This window comes from Streptomyces sp. NPDC003691, assembly GCF_053981115.1.
The window spans coordinates 89,189-114,652 of record NZ_JBSFNQ010000007.1 but is presented as its reverse complement, the minus strand read 5'-3'; the positions used below and the strand labels follow the sequence as shown (position 1 = coordinate 114,652).

Below are 25,464 nucleotides of genomic sequence, written 5' to 3'. Positions count from 1 at the left end.
CAACCCGGGGGTGGAGATCACAGCTCCACCCCCGAGCCGATTCCGCAGCCCGGCCGGCCTCCCTAGCATCGAAGCGACGGAGCAAAGGGGGGCCGGGGTGCTGAACCGAATCATGAACGGGTGGCCGGGACAGGAAGCGCTGTCCAGGGTCGGGGTGCCGCGCTCGGAGCTGGTGCTCGACGTGATTCTGCTGGGGTCGCTCGCGACCTGGGCGGTGTCCGACGCCTATGCCTCGGGGCGCTTCGGGGGAGTGCGGATACCGCTGCCCGTCCTGGCCCTGGCGCTCGGTGCCCTGGCGGGCTCGGCCTTCCAGCGCACGACCCGGCGGCATGAGCTGCTGCGGTCCCTCGCACTGCTGGCGGCCCTGGCCGCGGTGGGGTGGGCCGCACTCGCCTCGGGCGCGTCCGTGATGGCGGCGGTGCTCTGGATCGCCGCGGCGAAAATGGCGGTGGAGCGGCTGCCGCTGTGGATCGGACTGCTGTGCGCGGTGCCGCTCGCCAACATCTTTGCGGTGCAGATACCCGAGGCCGACGGTCTGGGCATCGCGATCACCATGGCGGGCATTCTGCTCGGCGGGTACGCCTTCCGGCTGGACGCGCAGGCGCGCGGGGCAGGCTTCCAGTTGCTGGCCCAGGAACGGGCGGCGCGGGAGGCCGAGGCGGTATCGGCGGCTTTCGCCGAGCGGGCCCGGATCGCCCGGGAGATACACGATGTGCTCGCCCATAGTCTGTCGGCTCAGCTGGTCCATCTGGAGGCCGCGCGCATCCGGATAGAGCGCGGGCCCGAGGGCCCCTTCCGTGACGACATACTCGAACGGGTCACGGCGGCCCGGGGTATGGCGCGCAGCGGGCTGGCCGAGACCCGTCAGGCGCTCTCCGCGCTGCGGGGCGAGCTGACGCCCGTGGAGGAGTTCCTCCGGGAGATCGCCGCCGAGGAAGGGGCCGACAGCCTGGTCACGGGGGAGCGGCGGTCGATGCCGCCCGAGGTGTCCCAGGCGGTACGGAGGGTGGCCCAGGAGGCCCTCACCAACGCGCGCAAGCATGCTCCGGGCGGCCGGGTGCGGATGGTCCTCGCCTATGAGGAGCGCGGGGTGAAGCTGGAGGTGAGGGACTCGGGGCCGACTGTCCACAGGGGCGAGCTGAGCAGGTCCGGTTCCGGCTACGGTCTTCTCGGGATGCGAGAACGGGCGGAGTTGCTCGGCGGCACCCTGGAAGCGGGACCGGAGGGGGCGGGATTCATGGTGCGACTGCGGGTGCCGGTATGAGCCGGACGGGGGACGGAGCTGTGGTGGAAGGGCCCGGGACGGTGCGGGTGGTGGTCGCGGACGACCAGGCCGTGGTGCGCGAGGGGATCGTGATGCTGCTCGGCCTGCTGCCGGGTATCGAGGTCGTCGGCGCGGCCCGGGACGGTGAGGAGGCCGTGGCGCTGGTCGCCCAGCTGGCTCCCGACGCCGTGCTGATGGATCTGCGGATGCCCCGCTGCGACGGGGTGACGGCGACGCGCAGGATCCGTGAGGAGTATCCGGAGACCCAGGTGGTGGTGCTGACGACCTATGCCGACGACGATTCGCTCTTTCCCGCCCTGCGGGCGGGGGCCCGGGGGTATCTGACCAAGGACGCCGAAGGAGAGGAGATCGTCCGGGCCGTCCGGGACGTGGTGGCCGGGAGAGCGGGGCTCTCGCCGCAGGTGCAGCAGCGGCTGCTGGAGCGGGTGACCGAGACACCGGAGCCGTCGGCGCCGAGGCTGCCGGACGGGCTCACCGGACGGGAGGGGGAGGTGCTGACGCTGATCGCCGACGGGCTGAGCAATACCGAGATCGCCCGGCGGCTGCATATCTCCGCTGCCACGGTGAAGACGCATATCAACAATCTGTTCGCCAAGGCCGGGCTGCACGACCGGGCACAGGCGGTGCGATACGCCTACCGGACGGGGCTGGCACGGCCGCCGGGTGCGGACGCCCGGTAGGTCCTTCCTCCCCGATCCCGCCGGGCCGGGTGTGCCGCGGCCCGGTCGCCCCGGGTGACTTTTCGGACAGGGAAAGGGGCAGCTTGGAAGGCACCCCGGGCAGGGGCGCTCCTCGGGTGGGACCGCAGGTGGTCGATACGGCGATTCGGCCCGGTGCGGGAGTACGTGCCGGTCGGGCCGGCCGGTTGGTCATCGCGGGGCGACCGTGGTGGGGAGCGGTGGCCGGAGGGAAGGAGCCGAGGGGAGATGGAGGGTGATGTCCAGGCCGCCGACGGGCCGGGCGGTGACGGTCAGTTCGCCGGCATGGGCGGTCGCGATCGCACGGACGATGGAGAGCCCCAGGCCCGAGCCGCCGTCGGAGCGGGTGCGGGAGCCGGAGCCCCGGACGAAGGGAGCGAGAAGTCCCCGGGCCTCCCCGGGGGCCACTCGGCGGCCGGTGTTGCCGACTGTCAGAAACACCCGGGAGCCGGTGGTTCCCGTGGTCACGGTGATCTCGCCGCCCGGGTGGTTGTATCGGACCGCGTTGTCGAGGAGATTGCCGACGGCTCGTTCGAGCAGGACGGGTTCCCCGGCGGCCGGTGCGGCTCGCAGCGTGCTGCGGACCGTGAGGGAGCGGTCGGCGGCAGCCGCGGCGGCGCGGTCGAGGCAGCCGGCGGTCACCCCGGCGAGGTCCAGCGGAGCCGGCGCGACGACGCCCCGCCGGCTGCGGGCCAGGACGAGCAGCCCGTCGAGAGTTCGCTGGCCCTGGGCGACGGCGTCCCTGATGTCGGCCGCCATGGTGAGGAGTTCCTCCCGGGCGGGGGTGCCGTCGAGGGTCACCTCGACGGCCGTGCGAATGGTCGTCAGTGGGGTCCGCAGCTCATGGGCGGCGTTCGCGGCGAACATCCGCTGGCTCTCCAGGATCCGGCCGCGCTCCTCGACGCCGTGTTCGATGCGGTCGAGCATGTCGTTGATCGTGCGGGCGAGGACGGAGAGCTCGTCGGCGGGACGGCCGACGGGCATCCGGGCCGAGAGATCCTCGGCCGACAGCCGCCGGGCGGTGCCGGCGATGGTCCGCAGCGGGCGCAGGACCCGGCCCGCCAGGAACCAGCCCAGGGCGGCGGTGAGCAGGGTGACCACGGCCAGCGCGATCGTGGTCTGGGTCAGCAGTTCGGACAGGGCGTCGGCGTGCAGACGGCGGGCCGTTTCGGCGAGAGCCGCGCGGTCCGGCAGCTCCGGCGGGCTCGCGGAGGACGGGACGGACTCGGTGGCCGGGGAGTTCACCGGCGGAGACGAAAGGGGGTTCGGAAGGGGAGAGGGGCCGGGTAAGGGCCTTGCGGAGGAGGCCTCGGCGGGGGCTTCCGGGGCGGCGAGGGCCGTGCGGTCCAGCAGGTTCGGGGCGTCTGCAGGGGCGGGGGTCGCCGGGCCGCGGCGGGTGATGTCGACCCTCATCACCGGGCGGTTCTCCAGGCTCCGCCGGAGGAGCAGATAGGTCAGGGCGCTCAGCAGGGTGCCCGCGGCGAGCACGAGACCGGTGGAGAGGAGGGCCAGCCGGACCCTGGCGGTCAGCGGGGCCGTCATGGAGAGATCCGGTAGCCCGCCCCGATGACCGTGTCGATCAGCGGGGGCGCGCCGAGTTTGCGGCGGAGAGTGCCCACCGTGATCCGTACGGCGTTGGTGAACGGGTCGGCGTTTTCGTCCCACACCTTGTCCAGCAGGGTCTCGGAGCTGACCACCGCCCCGTCCGCGCCCAGCAGCCGAACGAGGATGCCGAACTCCTTCGGCGTCAGCTGCAGCAGCCGTCCGGCGCGCTCCGCGGTCCGTCGTGCCGGGTCGACGGTGAGATCCGCGGCGCGGAGCACCGGCGGGCGGGCGGGGGTGCTGCGCCGGGCCAGGGCGGCGACGCGGGCGACGAGTTCGGAGAAGGCGAACGGCTTGCCCAGATAGTCGTCCGCCCCCAGGGCGAGTCCGCCGACCCGGTCCTCGACCGAGTCGGAGGCGGTGAGCATCAGAACGCGAACCGCCCCCTCGCGGGCCAGTTGCCGGCAGACGGTATCCCCGTGGACACCCGGGAGGTCACGGTCGAGTACCACCACGTCGTACGGGACGACCGCGCACTTCTCCAGGGCCGTCCGGCCGTCGTGCGCGACGTCGACCGCGCAGCCGTGCTTCCGCAGCCCGGCCGCGACATACCCGGCCAGCGGCTGTTCGTCCTCGACCAGCAGCACTCGCATGCGGGCAGCATTCCAGCGGAAGGATATGGATGATGTATGGCCGGGTGATCGGTTCGCGATCGGTGCCGCGCCGTAGACAGAGCCGTATGACTCATCACTCACCACCGGCGGACCGGCGGTCCAGGCGGTCCGTGCTCGGGCTGTTCGGGGCGGTCCCTCTCGGGGCCGGTGCGGCCTGGGCGGGGGCCCGTACCGCGTCTGCCGACGACACTCCGGGGCCGGACCGGCACACTCCGGGCGAGCTGGGCCCCGGTGGCACGTTCGACCGCCATCTGGCGGGGCTGGCCGCGCGGGACGAGTTCTCCGGGACCGTTCTGCTGGCCCACCGGGGCCGGACCGTCCTCTTCCGCTGCCACGGCACGGCCGACCGGCGGCGGGGGATCCCCATCGGGACCGACACCCGCTTCGCACTGGCGTCGACAACGAAGCTGTTCACCGCCGTCGCCGTCCAGCAACTGGTGCGCGCCGGGGCGATCTCCCACCACGAACGGCTCGGCGCCTACCTGGGCGGCCTGCTGCCCGCGCTCGACGGACTCACCGTCCATCAGCTCCTCACCCATACCTCGGGCACCGGGGACTACCGCACCACCCAGGCGTTCCGGGACGGGGCCCGGGTCTGGGGAAGCGCCGCCGAACTCCATGACGGAATCATGTCCATCGTCCGCGCCGCACCGCCCGAGTTCCCCGCGGGCACCCGGTTCCGCTACAGCAACTCCGGCTACGAACTCCTCGGGGCCCTGGTGACGGCGGTGTCGGGCCGGCCGTACGAGACCTTCGTCCACGAGCGGGTGTTCCGGCCGGCGGGGATGGACAGCACCGGCTGGTACCCCCGGCCGCGCTGGGACACGGAGCCGGACTTCGCCCGCCCCTACGCCCGGCAGCCCTCCGGCGAACGCACCGACGTCCTCGCGGACAAGCCGTTCACCGGCACCGCCGCGGGCGACGCGTTCTCCACCGCCCGCGATCTGGCCCGCTTCGGCCGGGCCCTGGCGACCGGGCGGCTGCTCGGTCCCGCCCACACCCCGGCCTTCCTCAGCGGCAAGCTGGCACTGCCGTCCCGGGCCGAGTCCCCGGGCGCGGCCCCTCCGGCCGCCACGCTCCAGGGCTACGGCCCGGTCGCCCTGCTGACCGGCGGTCAGTGGGTGCTGCGCCACAGCGGAGGCAGCGCGGGCACCGGCACCTCCGTCGAGATCCACCCCGGCACCGGCTGGGTGTCGGTGGTCCTCGGGAACTACGACGCCGACTCGGTCCTCCCGGTCGCGTCCCGGGCCCGGGAACTCATCACCGCCGCCGTTCCCGGACCCGAGCGAAGGAGCGCAGCACCATGACCCCCCGACCGTCCACCCCCCGACCGTCCACCCCTCGAACAGCGCCCGGCCGCCGTGCCCTCCTCGGGGCGCTGGGCGCGGGCTCGTTCGCCGCGGCCACCGCCCGGGCCGTCCCGGCCGCCGCGGCCGCGCCGCACCCCCGCCCGCACCCGGACCTGCTGCCCGGGGGCGCCTTCGACGCCTTCGTCGCCGAGCAGGCGGCCCGGGACACGTTCTCCGGGACCGTGCTCCTCGCCCACCGCGGCAGGCCCGTCCTGACCCGCTCCTACGGTGCCGCCGACCGGGAGCGGGCGATTCCGAACGGCCCCGGCACCGTCTTCGGCCTGGCCTCGGTGACAAAGTGCTTCACCGGAGTGGCGATCGCCCAGCTCGCGGCCCGGGGCAGGCTCGACTGGCACGAGCGGCTCGGCGCGTACACCGACCGCTTCCCGCCCGCGATCGCCGCCGTGACCGTCCATCAGCTCCTCACCCACACCTCGGGTATCGGCCGTCCGCCGCTGGGCGGCGGGCCGCCGCAGACCTGGGACGGTGTCGAGGCGACGGTCGACAACACCCTCGCCGTCATCGCCGCCACCCCGCCCCGGTTCGCCCCGGGCACCCGCTTCGGGTACAGCAACGACGGCTACTGGCTGCTCGGGGCCGTCGTCGCCGCGGTCTCCGGGCAGTCCTACTACGACTATGTACGGGAGCATGTCTTCGCCCCGGCCGGAATGGCGGACAGCGACTTCCTCACCCGGCCCGCCGTACGGGCGCGGGCCGGAGTGGCCCGCCCCTACTGGACGCAGCCCTCGGGCGAACGCGTGGACTTCACCGCCCATCCGGCCTGCGGTTTCGTCGGCGGCCCCGACGGAGGCGCCTACTCCACCGCCCCCGACCTGCTGCGGTTCACCGCCGCGCTCCGCTCGGGCACCCTGCTGGATCCCGCGTACACCGAGCTGATCACCACCGGGAAGGTGCCGGTACCGCCGGGGCCCGGCACCCCGGCGGGGGAGCGCGAGTACGCCGGTTACGGCTTCCACGAGTTCCTCATCGGGGAGCTGCGGCTCCACGGCCACCCGGGCAGCGGCCCGGGGGCCGCCACCAACCTCGACATCGACGACGGCTCGGGCTGGGTGGCGATCGTGCTGGGCAACTACGACACCGGGGTCAAGGCCGTCGCCCGGCGGGCCCGGGAGCTGATCGGCGCCCACGGCGCGGCCCACGGGGGCCGGGGCCGGCCGCGGGAATGACGGCCGCGGGCCCGGCGGGGACGGCGGGGTCCGATGCGGGCGGCGGCGGTATGCGGCGGGCGGTGGGATGTACGACTGCGGGGCATACGGGCACGGGGCGTACGGGCCAGGGCAGGGCCCGTGCCCGCGTCGGCGCCCGCGCCGGTTCTTCGGCCCGGCCCGCTCCGGGCGCGCCTGGGGGTGTACCGCCGTCCGCCGCGGCCGGACCCCGCCCGTTCGCCGCACCGCCGTGGACGACCCCGTCTCCCCCGCGGTGCCGGGCGCGGGCAGCGGGGCAGTGGGGGAACCGGTGCCTGCCGCGGCGGGGCCGCCATCCGCCGCACTGTCGTGGACGGCCTCGCCTTCAGGGCGATTCCGGGCGAGGGCAGCGGCCGAGCCGCCTGGTGTGCGGGCCCGGGCGGGCGTACCGCCGTCCGCCGCGGCCGGATGGCCGGGCGTGCGGGCTCGGGTCAGGTGCCGGGGGCCCACTCGTAGAGGTGTTCCGGGCGGCCGGTTTCGCCGTACTTCAGGCTCAGCCGCACCCGGCCGGTGCGCTCCAGGAGCTTCAGATAGCGCTGGGCGGTCTGGCGGCTGATGCCCGCCCGGTCGGCGATGTCCTGGGTGGACAGCGGTGTCCCGTCGGCGCCGAGCAGTACCTGCCGGACCACCTCGGCCGTCGTCCGGGAGTGCCCTTTCGGCAGATCGGGGGCGACCGCGCCGGCCGACAGGGCGCCGAAGATCCGGTCCACTTCGGCCTGTTCCGCCTCGCCGCCCCGGCGCAGGGCACGGCGGAGTCCGGCGTATGCCTCCAGTTTGGTGCGCAGCCCCGCGAAGTTGAACGGCTTCACCAGGTACTGGAGCGCGCCGTGCCGCATCGCGGCCTGCACGGTGGCCACGTCGCGGGCCGCCGTCACCATGATCACATCGGTCTGGCGGCCGAGTCTGCGCAGCTCCCGGACGACCGCGAGGCCGTTGCCGTCGGGCAGATAGTGGTCCATCAGCACCAGGTCCACCGGGGAGTCGTTGATCCGGGCGACGGCCTCGGCCGCGGAGTGGGCGGTGGCCGCGACCCGGAAGCCGGGCACCTTGGCGACATAGGCCGCGTTGATGCCCGCGACCCGGACGTCGTCGTCCACGACGAGGACGTCGATCGTCACCTCGGCGGCGCCCGCGGCGGGCTGAACGGCGGTGGTGCCGGTCATCGCACCTCCCCGGCCGTGACGGGCTCGTTCTCGCCCGCTTCGGCCAGTTCGGAGAGCGCTTCGGGGAGTACGACGATGAACTCGGCGCCGCCGCCGGGTGCCTCCCGCACCTCGGTGTGGCCGCCCTGCCGCTCGGCGAGGCGGCGGACCATCGCAAGGCCCAGCCCGCGCTTGCCGTGGGCGGGCAGCTCCTTGGTGGACCAGCCCTCGGTGAAGATCTGCTCCCGGTGCTCCGGCGGGACGCCCGGCCCGCTGTCGGTGATCCGCAGCACGGCCGTGCTCCCTTCCGCGTACAGCTCCACCTCGATCCACGCGTCCGCGGATCCGGCGGCCGCGTCCATGGCGTTGTCGACGAGATTGCCGATCACGGTGACCAGCTCGCGCGGCTCCACCACCCGGTCGGGCAGCAGCGTCTCCGGCGCGATGCTCAGGGACACCCCGCGTTCGGCGGCCACCGTCGCCTTGCCGACCAGCAGCGATGCCAGCAGCGGATCGTGCACCTTCTCGGTGACCTGTTCCGCGGTGGCCCGGTGCACCCCGACCACCTCGTTGACGAAGTCCACGGCCTCGTCGTGCATCTCCAGCTCCAGCAGCCCCAGCAGGGTGTGCAGCCGGTTGGCGTGCTCGTGGTCCTGGGCGCGCATGGCGTCGATGAGTCCGCGGGTCGAGTCCAGCTCCCGGCCGAGCCGCTCCAGCTCGGTGCGGTCGCGCAGGGTGGCGACGGCGCCGCCGTCGTCGGTCGGCATCCGGTTGGCGATCAGCACGCGGTGGCCGCGGACGGTCACCAGATCCACCCCGGTGGCCCGGCCGGTCAGGACATCGGCGGTCCGGCCCTCGCCGAGGACCTGCTCCAGCGGGAGGCCCTTGCCGTCCGACGCCAGCCCGAGCAGCCGCTGGGCCTCGTCGTTCATCAGCCGCACCCGGCCGGAGGCGTCCAGCGCCACCACGCCTTCACGGATGCCGTGCAGCATCGCCTCCCGCTCGGCGAGCAGCGCCGAGATATCGGAGAACGCCAGGTCATGGGTCTGCTTCTGGAGCCTGCGGGAGATCAGATAGGCGGCGATGGCCCCGGCGGCCAGCGCACCGCCCGCATAGGCCACCAGACCGGGGATCGCCGAGAACAGCCGGTCGCGCACGCTGTCGTACTCGATGCCGACCGAGACGGCGCCGACGATATCGCCGTGGGCGTCGCGCAGGGGGACCTTGCCGCGGGCGGAGCGGCCGAGGGTGCCGCTGTCGATCTCCATGACCTCGTCGCCCGCGAGGGCCCGGCTGGGGTCGGTGGAGACGACCCGGCCGATCTCCTCGGTGGAGGTGTGCGACCAGCGGACCCCGCCGAGCCCCATGACCACGATGTATTCGGCGCCGGTCGCCTTGCGGATCCGCTCGGCGTCGGCCTGGACCGGCCCGTCGGGCGTGGGGCTGCTGGCGAGGAGTTTCTCCGCGATCTGGGGGGAGGCCGTGGTCTGGGCGATGGCCAGTGCCCGGCGCATGGCCTGGTCGTCGAGCTGGGCGCTGAGCGGGGCCAGGAAGAGCCCGGTGGCCAGTACCGTCACTCCGGTCGCGATCAGCAGCTGCATGAGCAGGACCTGCGAAAACACCCGCTGGGGCCAGCCGAGGCGGCGCCGGCGAGGTGGGGTGTACCGGTCGTTGCTCATGGAATGAAACGGTACGGGGCGGGACGGCATTCGGGAAACGTCTCCCGGTGGGAGGCGGACCACAGCCGGCGGCTTCCGCCCCGGGGGCCGGGGCCGGAGCAGGGGACGTGACCTGGCCCACATCGCCCGGCTCCATGGCGAGACGGTACGTGCCGTATCCGGTGCCGGACCGGACCGGTCTCTGGTGTGCCAGCCTCGCCCCGTGCTGTACGCGGTCCCGGACCGGACCGACCGCGTAACCGCCCGGGACGGTCCGCCGGCGGGCCTATTCTGTGGCCGGGCGGCAGTGCCCGTACGCCCCCAGGCAGCGACCCCGTACGGCTCCGCCCCGGCAGGGACCCCCTATGGTCCGTGCCGGGTGCCGCCCCGCCGTCCCGTCCGATGTATCCGCCAGACCGACGCATCTGCCCCGGGCAGATGGGAGAGCCCAGGTGACCGCCGCGTGACCCCGACCGATCCGAGCCGTCCGGAAGGCCCGGCCGCCGGGCGGATCCCCGTCCTGGTGCTCGCCGGATTCCTGGGCTCGGGGAAGACGACCCTCCTCAACCATCTGCTGCGCCGCTCCCGCGGGACCCGCATCGGGGCGATCGTCAACGACTTCGGTTCGATCGAAATCGACGCCATGACGGTGGCCGGACAGCTCGGCGACTCCACGGTCTCCCTGGGCAACGGCTGTCTCTGCTGCGCGGTCGACGCGAGCGAGCTGGACGTCTTCCTGGAACGGCTCACCCGGCCCGCCGCCCGGCTCGATGTGATCGTGATCGAGGCCAGCGGTCTCGCCGAGCCGCAGGAGCTGGTCCGCATGCTGCTGGCCAGTGACAACGAGCGGATCGTCTACGGGGGGCTGGTCGAGGTCGTCGACGCCGCCGAGTACGAGGCCACCCGGGCCCGCCACCCCGAGATCGACCGCCATCTCGGCATCGCCGATCTGGTGGTCCTCAACAAGACCGACCGGGTGCCCGGGGCGGAGCGCGAGAGGCTGCGGGCCGCCGTCGGGGCCCGGCTGGGGCAGGGCGCGGCTCTGGTCGAGGCGGTGTACGGGAGGGTCGACCCCGGGCTGTTCTTCGAACCCCGGCCGGTCTCCGAACGCGTCGGCCAGCTCGCCTTCGACGATCTGCTCCACGACGACCACGACGACCACGACCCGGAGTGCGGCCGGGGGCACGACGGGGAGCACCACTACGGCCCCGGCGACGGATGCGGCAGCGGGTGCGGGCAGGGCGCGCATCTGCACGCCGCCTACGAGTCCGTCTCCTTCACCGCGGAGCGCCCGATGCACCCCCGGCGGCTGCTCGATCTCCTCGACTCCCGCCCCGGCGGCCTCTACCGCATCAAGGGGTACATCGATTTCGGGGCCGCGGACCCGGCGCACCGGTACGCGGTCCACGCGGTCGGGCGTTTCCTGTGCTTCACCCCCGAACCCTGGCCCCGGGAGGCGCCGCGCCGCACCGAACTCGTCCTCATCGGCTCCGGTATCGACGGACCCGCCCTGCTGGAGGGGCTGGCGGCGGCCCGGACCTGCGACGGCGATCCGGCGCCCGACGAGCGGAGCATGTGGGGCGTCCTCCGTTACGTTCCCGCTCCGAGGGACGACCCGGACGGAACCGTGGAGGGCGCGGAACCGCACCCGGGGACGTACGACGAGACGTACGAGGAGACCGTACGAGGAGAGTACAAGGAACCGGAGGAGCCCTACGGCGGGGCCTACGGGGCGTACGCGGGATACGGCACCCCCTCACGCTGAACACACCGCTGAACACCCCCCGAGCAGACCGCCCGGCACACGGCCTTGCCGTACCCGGCGGGGTGCGGCAAGGAGTACGGCACAGGGCAGGGCGCCGGGGTGTACGGACAGGGCCGGCCCCGCCCGTGCACCCCGCCCGTACGCCCCCGTGCTCCGCGCCCGGCCGGTCAGTCCGCCGGGCCCGCCAGCACCGCGACGGCCGACACCGGCGGGGTACCCGAACCGTCCCGGCGCGGGTCCGGCTCGGGCAGCTCCGCGGGCGTCCCGTTCCGCTGGGCGGCCCGGGCCGGAGCGGCGCCCGCCCACGCCAGCAGCAGGATGTCCTCGCCCTTCAGGAACCGCTGGCAGCGCACGCCACCGGTGGCCCGTCCCTTGCGGGGGTACTGGTCGAACGGGGTCAGCTTCACCGTGGTGACGGAATCGTCCAGGGCACCGGTCGATCCGGCGGCCGTGAAGACCGCCGCGTCCGCCGCCGGGTCGACCGCGGTGAAGGAGAGCACCACGGCGTCCTGCGTCAGCTTGATCCCGGCCATCCCGCCCGCGGCCCGGCCCTGCGGCCGGACCTGCGACGCCTGGAAACGCAGCAGCTGGGCGTCCGAGGTGATGAAGACGAGGTCCTCCTCACCGGTGCGCAGCTCGGCGCCGCCGACGATCCGGTCGCCGTCCTTGAGGGCGATCACCTCCAGCTCGTCCTTGTTCGCCGGATAGTCGGGCACCACCCGCTTGACGACGCCCTGGACGGTGCCGAGGGCCAGACCCGGGGAGTCCTCCGCGAGGGTCGTCAGACAGACGACGGTCTCGTCCGCCTCCAGGGAGAGGAACTCGGAGAGCTGCGCCCCGCCGGACAGGTTCGGCGCGGACGCGGTCTGCGGCAGCTGCGGCAGGTCGATCACGGCCAGCCGCAGCAGCCGCCCGGCGGAGGTCACCACGCCGATATCGCCGCGGGCGGTCGCCGCGACGGACGAGACGACCAGATCGTGCCTGGCCCGCTTCCCGGCCGGCTCCGGCAGCGGATCGCCGGTGACGGTCCTGGCCAGCAGGCCCGTCGACGACAGAAGCACCCGGCAGGGGTCGTCCGCGACCTCCAGCGGGACCGCGGCGACCGGGACGGCTGCCGACTCCAGCAGGACCGTCCGCCGCTCGGTGGCGTACTTCTTGGCCACCGCGGCCAGCTCGGCGGAGACCATCTTCCGCAGCTCCGCGTCGGACTCCAGGATCCGCGTCAGCTCGTCGATCTCGGCGTTGAGCCGGTCCCGCTCGGACTCCAGCTCGATCCGGTCGAACTTGGTGAGCCGCCGCAGCGGGGTGTCGAGGATGTACTGGGTCTGGATCTCGGAGAGCGAGAACTGCGCCATCAGGCGCTCCTTGGCCTGCGCCGAGTTCTCGCTGGAGCGGATCAGCCGGATGACCTCGTCGATGTCGACGAGGGCGGTCAGCAGGCCCTCCACCAGGTGCAGCCGGTCGCGCCGCTTGGTCCGGCGGAACTCGCTGCGCCGCCGCACCACGGTGAAGCGGTGGTCGAGATAGACCTCCAGCAGCTCCTTCAGCCCCAGCGTCAGCGGCTGGCCGTCGACCAGCGCGACATTGTTGATACCGAAGGACTCCTCCATCGGCGTCAGCTTGTACAGCTGCTCCAGGACGGCCTCGGGCACGAAGCCGTTCTTGATTTCGATGACCAGCCGGAGGCCGTGGGCGCGGTCGGTGAGGTCCTTGACGTCCGCGATGCCCTGGAGCTTCTTCGCGTTGACCAGGTCCTTGATCTTGGCGATCACCTTCTCCGGGCCGACGGTGAAGGGCAGTTCGGTGATGATCAGGCCCTTGCGGCGGGGGGTGACGTCCTCCACGGTCGCGGTGGCCCGGATCTTGAAGGTGCCCCGGCCGGTCTCGTACGCGTCGCGGATGCCCGCCAGGCCCACGATCCGGCCGCCGGTCGGCAGGTCCGGCCCCGGCACGTACCGCATCAGGGTCTCCAGGTCGGCGCCCGGATACCGGATCAGATGGCGGGCGGCCGCGACGACCTCGCCCAGATTGTGCGGCGGCATATTGGTCGCCATGCCGACCGCGATCCCGGACGCGCCGTTGACCAGGAGGTTCGGATAGGCGGCGGGGAGCGCCACCGGCTCCCGCTCCTGCCCGTCGTAGTTCGGGGCGAAGTCGACCGTGTCCTCGTCGATGGACTCGGTCATCAGCGACGTCGCGTCGGCCATCCGGCACTCGGTGTACCGCATCGCGGCCGGCGGGTCGTCGTTGCCGAGGGAACCGAAGTTGCCGTGGCCGTCGACCAGGGGCAGCCGCATGGAGAACGGCTGCGCCATCCGCACCAGCGCGTCGTAGATCGACTGGTCGCCGTGGGGGTGGAGCCGGCCCATGACCTCGCCGACCACCCGGGCGCACTTCACATAGCCGCGGTCCGGGCGCAGCCCCATCTCGTTCATCTGGTAGACGATCCGGCGCTGCACCGGCTTCATACCGTCGCGGGCGTCCGGCAGGGCGCGGGAGTAGATGACGGAGTACGCATACTCGAGGAAGGAGCCCTGCATCTCGTCGACGACGTCGATGTCGAGGATCCGCTCCTCGAAATCATCGGGCGGCGGGGTTTTGGTGCTGCGGCGGGCCATCGCGGCTCCTGCTCCTTCACGACCGGGTCGGCATCTGATGCCGACCATTGTGGACCGTGGCACCGACAACCCCGACCACCACCCGGCGAACACGCCCGCGCCGGGGCGCCCGCCGGCCCGCCCGCCGACCGCGACTTCGCCCAGCGCGAACTATCCGGCAAGCCGGAACTTCGCCAGTCGTCAGCCCGCTTGCATACAGTGGCAGTCCTGGGGGATCAGTAGCATCTTCGCGATCGAAGGGACGTACATGCCCATGGGTCACACGGCCACAGCGCAGGCCGGTTCCGGCGGCCTGACAGCGACGGAGCACCGCCTGGCCAACGGCCTGCGCGTGGTGCTCTCAGAGGACCACCTGACCCCGGTCGCCGCGGTCTGTCTCTGGTACGACGTGGGCTCGCGCCACGAGGTGAAGGGCCGCACCGGCCTCGCCCACCTCTTCGAGCACCTGATGTTCCAGGGCTCGAAGCAGGTCCAGGGGAACGGCCACTTCGAACTGGTGCAGGGCGCCGGCGGCTCGCTCAACGGCACCACCAGCTTCGAGCGCACGAACTACTTCGAGACCATGCCCACGCACGAGCTGGAGCTGGCGCTCTGGCTGGAGGCCGACCGCATGGGCTCGCTGCTGGCCGCCCTCGACGACGAGTCGATGGAGAACCAGCGCGACGTGGTGAAGAACGAGCGCCGCCAGCGGTACGACAACGTGCCGTACGGCACCGCGTTCGAGAAGCTGACGGCCCTGGCCTACCCCGAGGGCCACCCGTACCACCACACCCCCATCGGCTCGATGGCCGACCTCGACGCGGCGACCCTGGAGGACGCCCGCGCCTTCTTCCGCACCTACTACGCGCCGAACAACGCGGTGCTGTCGGTCGTCGGCGACATCGACCCGGAGCGGACCCTGGCCTGGGTCGAGAAGTACTTCGGCTCCATCCCCGCCCACGACGGCAAGCAGCCGCCGCGCGACGGGACCCTGCCCGAGGTCATGGGGCGGCAGCTCCGCGAGGTCGTCGAGGAGGAGGTGCCCGCCCGCGCCCTGATGGCCGCCTACCGGCTGCCGCACGACGGCACCCGCGAGTGCGACGCGGTCGACGTGGCCCTGACCGTCCTCGGCGGCGGGGAGTCCTCCCGGCTCCACAACCGCCTGGTGCGCCGGGACCAGACCGCCGTCGCGGCCGGCTTCGGCCTGCTGCGGCTGGCCGGTGCCCCGTCGCTGGGCTGGCTGGACGTGAAGACGTCCGGCGGGGTCGAGGTGGCGGAGATCGAGACCGCCGTCGACGAGGAGCTGGCCCGGTTCGCCGCGGACGGCCCGACGGCCGAGGAGATGGAGCGCGCCCAGGCCCAGCTGGAGCGCGAATGGCTGGACCGGCTCGGCACCGTCGCGGGCCGCGCCGACGAACTCTGCCGTTACGCGGTGCTCTTCGGCGACCCCCAGCTGGCCCTGACGGCCGTGCAGCGGGTGCTCTCCGTCACCGCCGACGAGGTCCGCGAGATCGCCGCGGCGCGGCTGCGCCCCGACAACCGCGCGGTGCTGGTGTACGAGCCCGTGCCCGGCGCCGAGGCCGGGGCGGACGCCGACGGCACCAACGAGACCGACCACGACGCAGAAGAGGGTGCGGACCAGTGACCGACGCCGCCGAGCCGCTGACCACGATGGACTTCCACCCCCGGCCCGCGTCCGGGGAGCCCACCCCGTGGGCGTTCCCCGCGCCCGACCGCGGCACCCTCCCCAACGGTCTGACCGTGCTGCGCTGCCACCGCCCCGGCCAGCAGGTCGTGGCCGTGGAGATCAACCTCGACGCCCCGCTCGGCGCCGAGCCCGAGGGCCTCGACGGCATTGCCACGATCATGGCCCGGGCCCTGTCCGAGGGCACCGACAAACGGTCCGCCGAGGAGTTCGCCGCCGAGCTGGAGCGCTGCGGGGCGACCCTTGACTCACACACCGACCACCCCGGTGTCCGGGTCTCCCTGGAGGTGCCGGTCTCCCGGCTGCCCAAGGCCCTCGGGCTGCTCGCCGAGGCGCTGCGCGCCCCCGCGTTCGACGACGGCGAGATCAAACGGCTGGTACGCAACCGGCTGGACGAGATCCCGCACGAGACGGCCAACCCCGGCCGCCGCGCCGCCAAGGAGCTGTACCGCAGCCTCTTCCCGGCCCCGCTGCGGATCTCCCGCCCCCGTCAGGGCACCGAGGAGACCGTGGCACGGATCGACTCCGCCGCCGTCCGGGCCTTCTACGGAGCGCATGTCCGGCCCGCGACCGCCACGGCGGTCGTCGTCGGCGATCTGACCGGCGTCGACCTCGACGCGCTGCTCGCCGAAACCCTCGGTACCTGGCAGGGCGACACCGCGGCGCCCCGCCCGCGGGAGGAGATCACCGCCGACGACACCGGCCGCGTGATCATCGTGGACCGGCCGGGCGCGGTCCAGACCCAGCTGCTGATCGGGCGGATCGGCGCCGACCGGCACGACCGGGTCTGGCCGGCCCAGGTGCTCGGCACCTACTGCCTCGGCGGCACCCTCACCTCCCGGCTGGACCGGGTGCTGCGCGAGGAGAAGGGGTACACGTACGGCGTCCGGGCCTTCGCCCAGGTGCTGTGCTCCGCCCCGGACGGCTCCGGCGCCGCGCTGCTGGGCATCAGCGGCTCGGTCGACACGCCCAACACCGGCCCGGCGCTGGCGGACCTCTGGCAGGTGCTGCGCACCCTCGCCGCCGAGGGCCTCACCGATGCCGAGCGCGATGTCGCCGTACAGAACCTGGTCGGGGTCGCCCCGCTGCGGTACGAGACGGCGGCCTCGGTCGCGGGCACCCTCGCCGACCAGGTGGAGCAGCACCTGCCCGACGGTTTCCAGGGCGAGTTGTACGCCCGGCTGGCGCAGACCGGCACGGTCGAGGCGACGGCCGCGGTCGTCAGCGCGTTCCCCGTCGACCGGCTGGTGACCGTGCTCGTCGGTGACGCCTCGGAGATCGCCGGTCCGGTCCGCGAGCTGGGCATCGGGGACGTGACCGTGGTCAAGGGCTGACGGAGTCTCCCTCAGCCGCTGGGTCCGGAGCGCCGGAGTCCCGGTGCTCCGGAGTTCCGGTGCTTCGTACGGCGTTGGCCGTACGGCGGAGCCCCGGGTGTTGCGCACGTCGCGCGGCGCCCGGGGCTCCGTGCCGTCAGATGTCCGTTTTGGTGGGAAGTTGACCGGCATGGGCTGTGGCATGAACAACAAAGAGGCCTGTTTGTTTGGTGATCGACATGCCGTCCGCCTAGCGTCGGTGCGGCTGTTCGCCGGCAGGCGCCGCAAACCGCGGCACGGACAGCCATCGCCGAGTCCCCGCCGGGCGCGAGCCCTGGGGAGCCGGGGACCCATGTCCCCACCGGGGTGAATCGGAGCCTCCGCAGCCCGCGGAGGAGCCGTAGGAGACCTTCCTCTCTCCGAACCCGTCAGCTAACCCGGTAGGCGAGAAGGAAGGAAAGGACCAGCCTCTTCATGGCGTTTGCCCGATCCAGCGGGAAGCACCGTGGCCCGAGCCGGATGACGCGCCGCAGCGCGAGCATCGCCGGGGCCGCGACCCTCGCCACCACCGGCGTCATCGGCACCCTCGCCGCCCCCGCGTTCGCCGCCGACGGCGACGGCCGGGACCGCGACGCCGACCCGGGCACCCTGAGCGCCGAGGACACGGGCACCCTGCAGATCCTCGCCGCCGAACAGCCGGGGCTCCAGCCGCTCTCCGCGTCCGACTCGCTCTCCGGCCAGGTCGCCGACCAGGCGCACGCCCAGAAGCAGCAGGCCGTGGCCCGCGCCCAGGCGGAGGCCGAGGCCAAGCGCGAGGCGGAGGCCCGGGCGAAGGCGGAGCGGGAGGCCCGGGAGCGCGCGGCCCGCGAGGCCGAGCGCAAGCTGCTCAACACCTACCAGGCCCCCGTCGCCGGTTCGCAGGTCACCACCTCGTACGAGGCGAACAGCGCGCTCTGGTCCTCGGGCACCCACACCGGCATCGACTTCCACGCCTCGATGGGCACCAAGATCGTCTCGGTGGGCGCGGGCACCGTCGTCGAGGCGGGCTGGGGCGGCGCGTACGGCTTCAACGTGGTCATCAAGATGCACGACGGTACGTACACGCAGTACGCGCACCTGTCGTCGGTCTCCGTCTCCGCGGGGCAGACCGTGATGCCCGGCCAGCAGATCGGCCGCGCGGGCTCCACCGGGAACTCCACCGGCGCCCACCTCCACTTCGAGGTCCGCACCGGCGCCGAGTACGGCTCGGACATCGACCCGGTCGCCTATCTGCGCGGCAAGGGCGTCAAGCTCTGACGGCTCCCTTCTCGCCTTCCGAACGCCCCGGCGCCCCGCGCCGGGGCGTCCGGCTTTTCCGGGCCGGGGCGCCACAGGGGCGGTCCCCGGGTGATCCGGGTATCCGGCGAATCCGGTTGGCCGGAAGATATCCACGGTTTATCGGGGGTGTCGGAATATCCGGCCCGCTGGCATAGAGTCGTACGGGAAATGCGGGCGAACGTGTCCCTCGCGTTTGTTCGCGTTCATCGGTGCACCCCGGCGTCCACCGGTGCTCGTCGGCTTCCACCGGTATTCGTCGGTGTTCGTCGGCGTGTGCCGGTGTTCATTGGTGTGCGCTGGTGTGCGTTGGTTCGTCGACACGTCCGGATCACAGCGGAGGTACGGGTATGCGGGTTCCCGCGCAATCGGTCTGCAGGGCGATTCGCGACGACATCGTCTCCGGGGTCTTCCCGCGCGGCGGCCGGCTGACGGAGGAGCAGCTCGCCCGGCGGTACGGGGTCTCCCGGGTACCGGTGCGGGAGGCGCTGCGGACCCTGGAGTCCGAGGGCTTCGTGACCACCCGGCGCCACGCCGGGGCGTGCGTGGCCGAACCGGACGAGCGGGAGGCCGCCGATCTGCTGGAGATCCGGGCCCTGCTGGAGCCGCTGGCGGCCGCCCGGGCCGCCCGGCACCGTACGGCGGGGCATCTGAAAGTACTGCGCGGGCTGGTGCGGCTGGGGCAGGAGCGGGCGGCCCGGGGCAGGGTGGGGGAGCTGCGGTCGCTGGACGACTGGTTCCACGAGACGCTCGCCCAGGCGTCCGCCGCCCCCGGGCTGATCGCCCTGCTGACGCCGCTGCGCCGAAAGATCGCCTGGATGTACGCGGTGGAGCCGGGGTTCCGCCGGCCGGTGGAGTCGTGGGCCGAGCACGGGGCGATCGTGGACGCGGTGGGCCGGCGGGACCCGGAGCGGGCGCGGGCCCTGGCGGCGGTGCACGCGGAGCGCGCGGCGGACGCGCACCGGCTGCGGTTCCCGGTGGGGCACGCGGCGCGCGCCGGGGTGCCGTACGCGGGGGTGGCGCCGGGCGCCGGTGAAGCGGGTTCCGGCAGCCGCCGCGGCTGAGCCCCGCGGCATCCGGCGGCCGCCGCTGAGACCGGCGGTATGCCGGGCCCCGCAACATTCCGTCAACACAAGACGCGATCGCATTTAACACGGCGGCGGTAGAAAGGGCGGGGGAGTTGCTTTTGTTTTCCCGGGCGCCGGGGCGCGTCCTTTTGCCGTTTTCTGTGCCGGATTTCCGGAGCGGATGCGGAGGCCCGTACGGATAGCGGGAAAGCGGTGGGGGCGGGCCGGGGAACAGAACAGGCGCCGATCCCCCGTCGGGGATCAGCGCCTGAATTCACGGGGCCGCGGAAGGCCGCGGCTGCCGGGCGGAGCCGGTGAGTCGGTTCAGACCGTCTCCGGAAGCTCCTCAAGACCCTCGGCGACGAGCTTGGCAAGCTTGTCCAGCGCGGCGTCGGCGCCGTCGGCGTCCGAGGCGAGGACGATCTCCTCGCCACCCTGGGCGCCCAGGCCCAGCACGGCGAGCATGGAGGCCGCGTTGACCGGGGAGCCGTCGGCCTTGGCGATCGTCACCGGAACGCCGGAGGCCGTGGCGGCACGGACGAAGATGGAAGCGGGGCGGGCGTGCAGGCCCTCGGCCCAGCCGACGTTGACGCGGCGCTCAGCCATGGTGTTGCCCTTCACGTTCAGTGGTTGTCTAGACCAGTTCACGGTCAGTGTCTCACGGCGCCCCGGGTGCTCGTGCCGGTCCCGGAGCGGGCCGTGCACCCCAGAGTGCCCCTGTCCGGCGGCCGTCGCGAGCCGTGACCGGGCGGTGGCGCCCGGCGAAGGTCCGGCCGGGCCCGTCGCGCTCCGCGGCCGCGCCGTACGCTTTCTGCCATGCAGACCGAGCGGGACGCCGAGCGGGACGAGAGCGGGGACCCCCGGGGGCCCCGGGACAACGACGGGGGCCGGGGCCGCGGCACCGGGGCGGACCCCGGGGCGCCGGGTCCCGCCGCAGGTGAGGCCGGGTCCGGCGCGGCGGGCGGGGGCGGCGAAGAGGGCCGGGGCGGGGCCGGGGACGGGCACGACTACCCCGACCACTGGGAGGCGGACGTCGTACTGAGGGACGGCGCGACCGCCAGGATCCGGCCGATCACCGCAGCGGACGGCGAGCGTCTGGTGAGCTTCTACGAACAGGTGTCGGACGAGTCGAAGTACTACCGCTTCTTCGCGCCCTACCCCCATCTGTCCGCCAAGGACGTCCACCGGTTCACCCATCACGACTTCGTCGACCGGGTGGGGCTCGCCGTCACCGTCGGGGGCGAGTTCATCGCGACCGTCCGTTACGACCGGATCGACCGCCGGGGGCGGCCCGCGAGCGCGCCGGCCGACGGGGCCGAGGTGGCGTTCCTGGTGCAGGACGCGCACCAGGGGCGCGGGATCGCCTCGACGATGCTGGAGCACATCGCGGCGGTGGCCCGGGAGCGGGGCATCCGGCGGTTCGCCGCGGAGGTGCTGCCCGCCAACAACAAGATGATCAAAGTCTTCCGGGACGCCGGGTACACCCAGCGGCGCACCTTCGAGGACGGCACCGTCCATCTGACGCTCGACCTCGAACCCACCGCGGAGTCCGTCGCGGTCCAGCGCGCCCGCGAGCACCGGGCCGAGGCCAGGTCCGTACAGCGGCTGCTGGCCCCGCGCGGCGTCGCCGTCGTCGGAGTCGGGAGGGCGCCCGGCGGGCTGGGCCGGACGGTGCTGCGCGATCTGACCGCCGCCGGGTACACGGGCCGTACGTACGCGGTGAACCGCGCCTTCCCGGCCGGCCGGGAAGAGGTCGACGGGGTGCCCGCGTTCCGCTCCGTACGCGAGATCACCGGACCGGACGGCGCGGCGGCGGCCGGGGGGCCGGTGGACCTCGCGGTCGTCGCGGTGCCCGCCGAGCGGGTGCCGGAGGTGGTGGCCGACTGCGGCGAGGCGGGGGTACGGGGCCTGGTGGTGCTCAGCGCCGGATACGCGGAGAGCGGGGCGGCCGGGCGGGCGCGGCAGCGGGAGCTGGTACGGCAGGCCCGTTCGTACGGGATGCGGATCATCGGCCCGAACTCGTTCGGGGTCATCAACAATGCCGAGGCCGTCCGCCTCAACGCCTCCCTCGCGCCGCACGCGCCGGTGGCGGGGCGGATCGGGCTGTTCACCCAGTCCGGCGCGATCGGTATCGCGCTGCTGGCTGCGCTGCACCGGCGCGGAGCCGGAGCCGGAACCGGTGCCTCCGGCGGTGCGGCGGCCGGGGCTTCCGGGAGTGCCGAGGCCGGGAGTGCCGGGGCCGGGGGCGCCGGGCCGGCCGGGCTCTCGACCTTCGTCTCGTCGGGCAACCGTGCCGACGTCTCCGGGAACGACATCCTCCAGTACTGGTACGAGGACCCCGAGACGGATGTCGCCCTGCTGTATCTGGAGTCCATCGGCAACCCGCGCAAGTTCACCCGGCTGGCGCGGCGCACGGCCGAGGTGAAGCCGGTCGTCGTGGTCAAGGGCGCCCGCCACAGCGGCAGCGAGCCGCCGGGCCACGCGGTACCGGTCGCCAGGATCCCGGACGCGGCCGTGGACGCGCTGCTGCGGCAGGCGGGCGTCATCCGGGTCGACACGGTGACCGAGCTGGTCGACGTGGGCCTGCTGCTGGCGGGCCAGCCGCTGCCCGGCGGGCCGCGGGTGGCGATCCTCGGCAACTCCGAGTCCCTGGGCCTGCTGACGTACGACGCCTGTCTGACGGAGGGCCTGCGGCCGCTGCCGCCGCTCGACCTCACGACCGGCGCGGCCCCCGCCCACTTCCGGGCGGCTCTCGCCCGCGCCCTCGCGGACGACGACTGCGACGCGGTGGTGGTCACGGCGATCCCCTGGGTGCGCGAGAGCGGTACCGAGGGCTCCGGCGACGGCGAGGAACTCGCGTCGGCGCTGCGGGAGGCGGCCGTGACCGCGCCGGGGAAGCCGGTGGTGGTCGTCCAGGTGGAACTCGGCGGCCTGGCCGGAGCGCTTGCCTCCGGCGGCGCGGCGGACAACTCCGGGGCGGCCGGGCCCGGCAGTGCGTGCGGCCCGCACAAGAACGGGGCCGCGGGTTCCGGCACCCCGGCAGGCGGACCGGTCGGCGAACCGGGGAGCGGATCCCCCGCGGAGCCGGCGAACGGCCCGGCCGGTGCGCCCGCCGGGCCTTCGGCGAGCGGGAAGCCGGATTCCGGGGGCCCTGCGCCCGGCGGGCCCGGTCTTCCGGACGCCGGGGCCGGGGCGACCGGGGGAGTGCAGAGCCCCGGAACTGCCGGTGACCCGGGTGCGCCGGGCCGGGCAGCCGAACCGCATCCTGCGGCGCAGGTGCCCGCCGGAGCCGGAGCCGGAGCCGGAGCCGTAGCCGCCGAGACCGGGGGCCGGTCCGGACCGGCCGGGGAAGATCACGGAACCGGATCCGGCGGTGCGGCCGATGGGCCGGCGGGCGGCGGGATCCCCGCGTACCCCGCCGCCGAGCGTGCCGTGCGGGCGCTGGCCGAGGCCGTCAAGTACGGGCAGTGGCGGCGCGAGGCCGCCGGGGGCGGGAAGGTGCCCGAGTACGAGGACATCGACGAGGCCCGGGCCGCGGAGCTGATCGAAGGACTGCTCGGCGGCGCGGGCGCCGGGGAGCGCGGGATCACCCTCGGGCCCCGGGACGCGGCCGCCCTGCTCGCCACCTACGGCATCAGGGTGCTGCGCGCCCTCCCCGCGCCCGGCCCCGACGAGGCCGTCCGCGCCGCCGAGCGGCTCGGCTACCCCGTGGCACTGAAGACCACCGCCCCCCATCTGCGGCACCGCGCCGACCTCGGGGGCGTCCGGCTGGACCTCGGCGGCGAGGCCCAGCTCCGCCGGGCCTACCGGGAGCTGACCGAACTGCTCGGCAGGCCCGTCGAGCTCCAGCCCGTCGTCCAGGCCATGGCCCCGCGCGGCGTCGACACCGTCGTCCGGGCCGTCGTCGACCCGGCGGTCGGCCCCTATCTCTCCTTCGGCCTCGCGGGCGTCGCCTCCGAACTGCTCGGCGACACCGCGCACCGGCTGGTCCCCGTCACCGACCGGGACGCCGCCGGACAGATCCGGAGCATCCGTACGGCTCCCCTCCTCTTCGGCTGGCGCGGCTCCGCCCCCGTCGACACCGCGGCACTCGAACACCTGCTGTTGCGGGTGTCACGCCTGGTCGACGACCACCCCGAGGTCGTCGCCGTCGGACTGGAACCCGTCGTCGTGTCCCCGGCCGGGCTCTCCGTGCTCAGCGCCTCGGTCCGGCTCGCACCCACCACCGTCCCCGCCGATCTCGGGCCGCGCCGGCTACCGAGCTACTGAGCAACCGCTCGGCACCACGAGCGTCCACCGCCCCCCGGGGCCCGTAGGATGGACCACATGGCGAAGACCGGTACGACGACCCAGGGGCTGCGCGCGGCGATCGAGCGCAGCGGCTACTACCCGGCTCTCGTGGCAGAGGCGGTGGAGGCGGCCGTCGGCGGCGAGCGGATCGTCTCGTACCTGGTCCACCAGGAGACGACGTTCGACGCGAACGAGGTCCGCCGCCATGTGACCGTCCTGGTCCTCACGCGCAACCGTTTCATCGTCAGCCACACCGACGAGCAGGCCGCGGACTCCAGCTCCCCCACGCCGTACGCCACCACCTCCACCGAGTCGGTCAAGCTGGACCGGATCTCCTCGGTCGTGGTCAGCAGAGTCGTCGCCAACCCCGAGTCGTACACCCCGGGCACCCTGCCCCGCGAGGTCGTCCTCACCATCGGCTGGGGCGCCGTGTCCCGGCTCGACCTGGAGCCCGCCGCCTGCGGCGACCCGAACTGCGACGCCGACCACGGCTACACCGGCAACTCCACGGCCGACGACCTCAGCCTGCGGGTCAGCGAGGCCGGCGACGGCCCGGACACGGTCCGCCAGACCCTGGCCTTCGCCCAGTCGCTCTCCGAGGCCACCGCCGACGCCCCGCCGGCGGCCTCCCGCTGATGGTCCGGCCCGACACGGCGGCCTACTGGCCCGACGATCCGATGCCGCTCGCCCTCAACGGCGCGCCCGTGCCCGAGTACGGCTCCGGCTCCCTCGCCGATCTGCTGCCGACCCTCGTCGCCGGGCTCGGTGTGCCCGGATTCGACACGGCCATACCGGAGCTGACCCCGGCCGACCGGGTCTGCGTCTTCCTGATCGACGGCCTCGGCTGGGAGCAGATCCGCAGCCACCCGGAGTACGCCCCGTACCTCCACTCCCTGCTGCACACCTCCCGCGGCGGTACCGGCCGGCCGATCACCGCCGGGTTCCCGGCCACCACGGCCACCTCGCTGGCGTCCGTCGGCACCGGGCTCCCGCCGGGTCTGCACGGACTGCCCGGGTACTCCGTGCGCAACCCCGCCACCGGCGCCCTGATGAACCAGCTCCGCTGGAAGCCGTACACCGATCCGCACGCCTGGCAGCCCCACCCCACCGTCTTCGGGCGCGCCCACGAGGCCGGAGTGCACACCGCCCAGGTGTCGTCACCGCTCTTCGAGACCACCCCGCTGACCCGGATCGCGCTCAGCGGCGGAACGTTTCACGGCAGGCTCAGCGGCGAGGAGCGGATGGACCTGGCGGCCGAGCAGCTCGCCGCGGGCGACCGCTCCCTCGTCTACACGTACTACAGCGACGTCGACGGCATGGGCCACCGCTACGGTGTCGACTCCGACGCCTGGCGCGGCCAGCTCTCCCACGCGGACCGGCTGGTCCAGCGGCTCGCCGAGCAACTGCCGCGCCGTTCCGTGCTCTATGTCACCGCCGACCACGGCATGATCGACGTCCCGTTCGACGAGGAGTCGAGGATCGACTTCGACGAGGACTGGGAGCTGCGGGCAGGGGTCGCCCTGCTGGGCGGCGAGGGCCGGGCCCGTCATGTCTACGCCGTCCCGGGCGCCGCCTCCGATGTCCTCACGGTCTGGCGCGAGGTGCTCGGCGACCGGTTCTGGGTCGCGAGCCGCGACGAGGCCATCGCCGCGGGCTGGTTCGGGCCCGTCGTCGACGAGCGGATCCTCGGCCGGATCGGCGATGTGGTCGCCGCGGCCTGCGACGACCTCGCCATCACCGCATCCGTCCAGGAGCCCCTGGAGTCGGCGCTGGCGGGCATGCACGGCTCGATGACGCCCGTCGAGCAGCTCGTGCCGCTGATCGAGATCCGGTCCTGACCTCCGGCCCGGGGCCGGTCCC

At 73.7% G+C, this 25,464-nt stretch carries 18 protein-coding genes and 1 riboswitch; of the genes, 12 read left to right on the top strand and 6 right to left on the bottom strand.

Annotated features, from left to right (window positions below):
• Positions 1-97: 97 nt before the first annotated feature.
• Together ACWDR0_RS05720 and ACWDR0_RS05715 are read left to right on the top strand one after the other, a co-directional pair.
• Positions 98-1,264 carry a sensor histidine kinase gene (locus ACWDR0_RS05720; RefSeq protein WP_456350360.1) on the top strand — a complete coding sequence of 389 codons (1,167 nt, stop codon included), beginning with the start codon at positions 98-100 and terminating at the stop codon, positions 1,262-1,264.
• Complete coding sequence (locus ACWDR0_RS05715; protein WP_456350359.1) at positions 1,261-1,965, top strand: response regulator; 705 nt, start codon at positions 1,261-1,263, stop codon at positions 1,963-1,965. Before ACWDR0_RS05720 ends, ACWDR0_RS05715 begins: the two co-directional genes overlap by 4 nt.
• Positions 1,966-2,154: 189 nt before the next feature.
• Here ACWDR0_RS05715 and ACWDR0_RS05710 read toward each other — a convergent pair whose 3' ends face one another.
• The gene (locus ACWDR0_RS05710) at positions 2,155-3,525 is read right to left on the bottom strand and encodes a sensor histidine kinase (RefSeq protein ID WP_456350358.1); all 1,371 of its coding nucleotides are present in this window, start codon (positions 3,523-3,525) and stop codon (positions 2,155-2,157) included.
• The gene (locus ACWDR0_RS05705) at positions 3,522-4,178 is read right to left on the bottom strand and encodes a response regulator transcription factor (protein WP_456350357.1); all 657 of its coding nucleotides are present in this window, start codon (positions 4,176-4,178) and stop codon (positions 3,522-3,524) included. Before ACWDR0_RS05705 ends, ACWDR0_RS05710 begins: the two co-directional genes overlap by 4 nt.
• An 86-nt stretch (positions 4,179-4,264) precedes the next feature.
• Here ACWDR0_RS05705 and ACWDR0_RS05700 point away from each other — a divergent pair, with 86 nt between their 5' ends.
• Positions 4,265-5,506: a serine hydrolase domain-containing protein gene (locus ACWDR0_RS05700; RefSeq protein WP_456350356.1), complete on the top strand. Its 1,242-nt coding sequence runs from the start codon at positions 4,265-4,267 to the stop codon at positions 5,504-5,506.
• Complete coding sequence (locus ACWDR0_RS05695; protein ID WP_456350355.1) at positions 5,503-6,735, top strand: serine hydrolase domain-containing protein; 1,233 nt, start codon at positions 5,503-5,505, stop codon at positions 6,733-6,735. The genes ACWDR0_RS05700 and ACWDR0_RS05695 overlap by 4 nt, the downstream gene beginning before the upstream one ends.
• Positions 6,736-7,184: 449 nt before the next feature.
• Here the strand turns inward: ACWDR0_RS05695 and ACWDR0_RS05690 are convergent, their stop codons facing one another.
• Together ACWDR0_RS05690 and ACWDR0_RS05685 are read right to left on the bottom strand one after the other, a co-directional pair.
• Complete coding sequence (locus ACWDR0_RS05690; protein WP_456350354.1) at positions 7,185-7,916, bottom strand: response regulator; 732 nt, start codon at positions 7,914-7,916, stop codon at positions 7,185-7,187.
• On the bottom strand, positions 7,913-9,574 hold the full coding sequence (locus tag ACWDR0_RS05685) for an ATP-binding protein (protein WP_456350353.1): 1,662 nt from the start codon (positions 9,572-9,574) through the stop codon (positions 7,913-7,915). Before ACWDR0_RS05685 ends, ACWDR0_RS05690 begins: the two co-directional genes overlap by 4 nt.
• Positions 9,575-10,016: 442 nt before the next feature.
• Between ACWDR0_RS05685 and ACWDR0_RS05680 the strand changes: the two genes are divergently transcribed.
• A complete protein-coding gene (locus ACWDR0_RS05680) occupies positions 10,017-11,318 on the top strand; it encodes a CobW family GTP-binding protein (protein WP_456350352.1) in 1,302 nt (433 codons plus the stop codon).
• A gap of 167 nt (positions 11,319-11,485) precedes the next feature.
• Here the strand turns inward: ACWDR0_RS05680 and ACWDR0_RS05675 are convergent, their stop codons facing one another.
• Complete coding sequence (locus ACWDR0_RS05675) at positions 11,486-13,936, bottom strand: DNA gyrase/topoisomerase IV subunit A (RefSeq protein WP_456350351.1); 2,451 nt, start codon at positions 13,934-13,936, stop codon at positions 11,486-11,488.
• 253 nt (positions 13,937-14,189) lie between these two features.
• Here ACWDR0_RS05675 and ACWDR0_RS05670 point away from each other — a divergent pair, with 253 nt between their 5' ends.
• From ACWDR0_RS05670 to ACWDR0_RS05655, 4 genes are all read left to right on the top strand, one after another.
• Positions 14,190-15,560 (top strand): M16 family metallopeptidase, encoded by a 1,371-nt coding sequence (locus ACWDR0_RS05670; RefSeq protein WP_456350392.1) that lies wholly within the window; start codon positions 14,190-14,192, stop codon positions 15,558-15,560.
• The gene (locus ACWDR0_RS05665) at positions 15,557-16,954 is read left to right on the top strand and encodes a M16 family metallopeptidase (protein WP_456350350.1); all 1,398 of its coding nucleotides are present in this window, start codon (positions 15,557-15,559) and stop codon (positions 16,952-16,954) included. Before ACWDR0_RS05670 ends, ACWDR0_RS05665 begins: the two co-directional genes overlap by 4 nt.
• A gap of 277 nt (positions 16,955-17,231) precedes the next feature.
• Positions 17,232-17,394, top strand: a riboswitch (cyclic di-AMP (ydaO/yuaA leader).
• Between the two features lie 13 nt (positions 17,395-17,407).
• Positions 17,408-18,229 (top strand): M23 family metallopeptidase, encoded by an 822-nt coding sequence (locus ACWDR0_RS05660; protein ID WP_456350349.1) that lies wholly within the window; start codon positions 17,408-17,410, stop codon positions 18,227-18,229.
• A 368-nt stretch (positions 18,230-18,597) separates the two neighbouring features.
• Positions 18,598-19,311 carry a GntR family transcriptional regulator gene (locus tag ACWDR0_RS05655; protein WP_456350348.1) on the top strand — a complete coding sequence of 238 codons (714 nt, stop codon included), beginning with the start codon at positions 18,598-18,600 and terminating at the stop codon, positions 19,309-19,311.
• Between the two features lie 327 nt (positions 19,312-19,638).
• Here ACWDR0_RS05655 and ACWDR0_RS05650 read toward each other — a convergent pair whose 3' ends face one another.
• Entirely contained in the window at positions 19,639-19,920 is a 282-nt protein-coding gene (locus ACWDR0_RS05650; RefSeq protein WP_456350347.1) for an HPr family phosphocarrier protein, read from the bottom strand.
• 210 nt (positions 19,921-20,130) lie between these two features.
• On the opposite strand from ACWDR0_RS05650, the gene ACWDR0_RS05645 reads away from it, so the two are divergent.
• Genes ACWDR0_RS05645 through ACWDR0_RS05635 form a run of 3 tightly spaced genes read left to right on the top strand, consistent with a single transcriptional unit; the run spans position 20,131 to position 25,442 of the window.
• On the top strand, positions 20,131-23,583 hold the full coding sequence (locus ACWDR0_RS05645) for a bifunctional acetate--CoA ligase family protein/GNAT family N-acetyltransferase (protein WP_456350346.1): 3,453 nt from the start codon (positions 20,131-20,133) through the stop codon (positions 23,581-23,583).
• A gap of 57 nt (positions 23,584-23,640) precedes the next feature.
• A complete protein-coding gene (locus tag ACWDR0_RS05640) occupies positions 23,641-24,240 on the top strand; it encodes a DUF5998 family protein (RefSeq protein WP_456350345.1) in 600 nt (199 codons plus the stop codon).
• Positions 24,240-25,442: an alkaline phosphatase family protein gene (locus tag ACWDR0_RS05635; RefSeq protein ID WP_456350344.1), complete on the top strand. Its 1,203-nt coding sequence runs from the start codon at positions 24,240-24,242 to the stop codon at positions 25,440-25,442. Before ACWDR0_RS05640 ends, ACWDR0_RS05635 begins: the two co-directional genes overlap by 1 nt.
• The last annotated feature ends 22 nt before the right edge of the window (positions 25,443-25,464 follow it).

What these genes read in the sequence shown, in the direction of transcription:
- ACWDR0_RS05645 (WP_456350346.1), top strand. Translation starts at nt 20,131, where the DNA reads ATGCAGACCGAGCGGGACGCCGAGCGGGACGAGAGCGGGGACCCCCGG.
- ACWDR0_RS05675 (WP_456350351.1), bottom strand. Translation starts at nt 13,936, where the DNA reads ATGGCCCGCCGCAGCACCAAAACCCCGCCGCCCGATGATTTCGAGGAG.
- ACWDR0_RS05635 (WP_456350344.1), top strand. Translation starts at nt 24,240, where the DNA reads ATGGTCCGGCCCGACACGGCGGCCTACTGGCCCGACGATCCGATGCCG.
- ACWDR0_RS05715 (WP_456350359.1), top strand. Translation starts at nt 1,261, where the DNA reads ATGAGCCGGACGGGGGACGGAGCTGTGGTGGAAGGGCCCGGGACGGTG.
- ACWDR0_RS05685 (WP_456350353.1), bottom strand. Translation starts at nt 9,574, where the DNA reads ATGAGCAACGACCGGTACACCCCACCTCGCCGGCGCCGCCTCGGCTGG.
- ACWDR0_RS05705 (WP_456350357.1), bottom strand. Translation starts at nt 4,178, where the DNA reads ATGCGAGTGCTGCTGGTCGAGGACGAACAGCCGCTGGCCGGGTATGTC.
- ACWDR0_RS05690 (WP_456350354.1), bottom strand. Translation starts at nt 7,916, where the DNA reads ATGACCGGCACCACCGCCGTTCAGCCCGCCGCGGGCGCCGCCGAGGTG.
- ACWDR0_RS05660 (WP_456350349.1), top strand. Translation starts at nt 17,408, where the DNA reads ATGGCGTTTGCCCGATCCAGCGGGAAGCACCGTGGCCCGAGCCGGATG.
- ACWDR0_RS05700 (WP_456350356.1), top strand. Translation starts at nt 4,265, where the DNA reads ATGACTCATCACTCACCACCGGCGGACCGGCGGTCCAGGCGGTCCGTG.
- ACWDR0_RS05695 (WP_456350355.1), top strand. Translation starts at nt 5,503, where the DNA reads ATGACCCCCCGACCGTCCACCCCCCGACCGTCCACCCCTCGAACAGCG.
- ACWDR0_RS05670 (WP_456350392.1), top strand. Translation starts at nt 14,190, where the DNA reads ATGGGTCACACGGCCACAGCGCAGGCCGGTTCCGGCGGCCTGACAGCG.
- ACWDR0_RS05655 (WP_456350348.1), top strand. Translation starts at nt 18,598, where the DNA reads ATGCGGGTTCCCGCGCAATCGGTCTGCAGGGCGATTCGCGACGACATC.
- ACWDR0_RS05640 (WP_456350345.1), top strand. Translation starts at nt 23,641, where the DNA reads ATGGCGAAGACCGGTACGACGACCCAGGGGCTGCGCGCGGCGATCGAG.
- ACWDR0_RS05710 (WP_456350358.1), bottom strand. Translation starts at nt 3,525, where the DNA reads ATGACGGCCCCGCTGACCGCCAGGGTCCGGCTGGCCCTCCTCTCCACC.
- ACWDR0_RS05650 (WP_456350347.1), bottom strand. Translation starts at nt 19,920, where the DNA reads ATGGCTGAGCGCCGCGTCAACGTCGGCTGGGCCGAGGGCCTGCACGCC.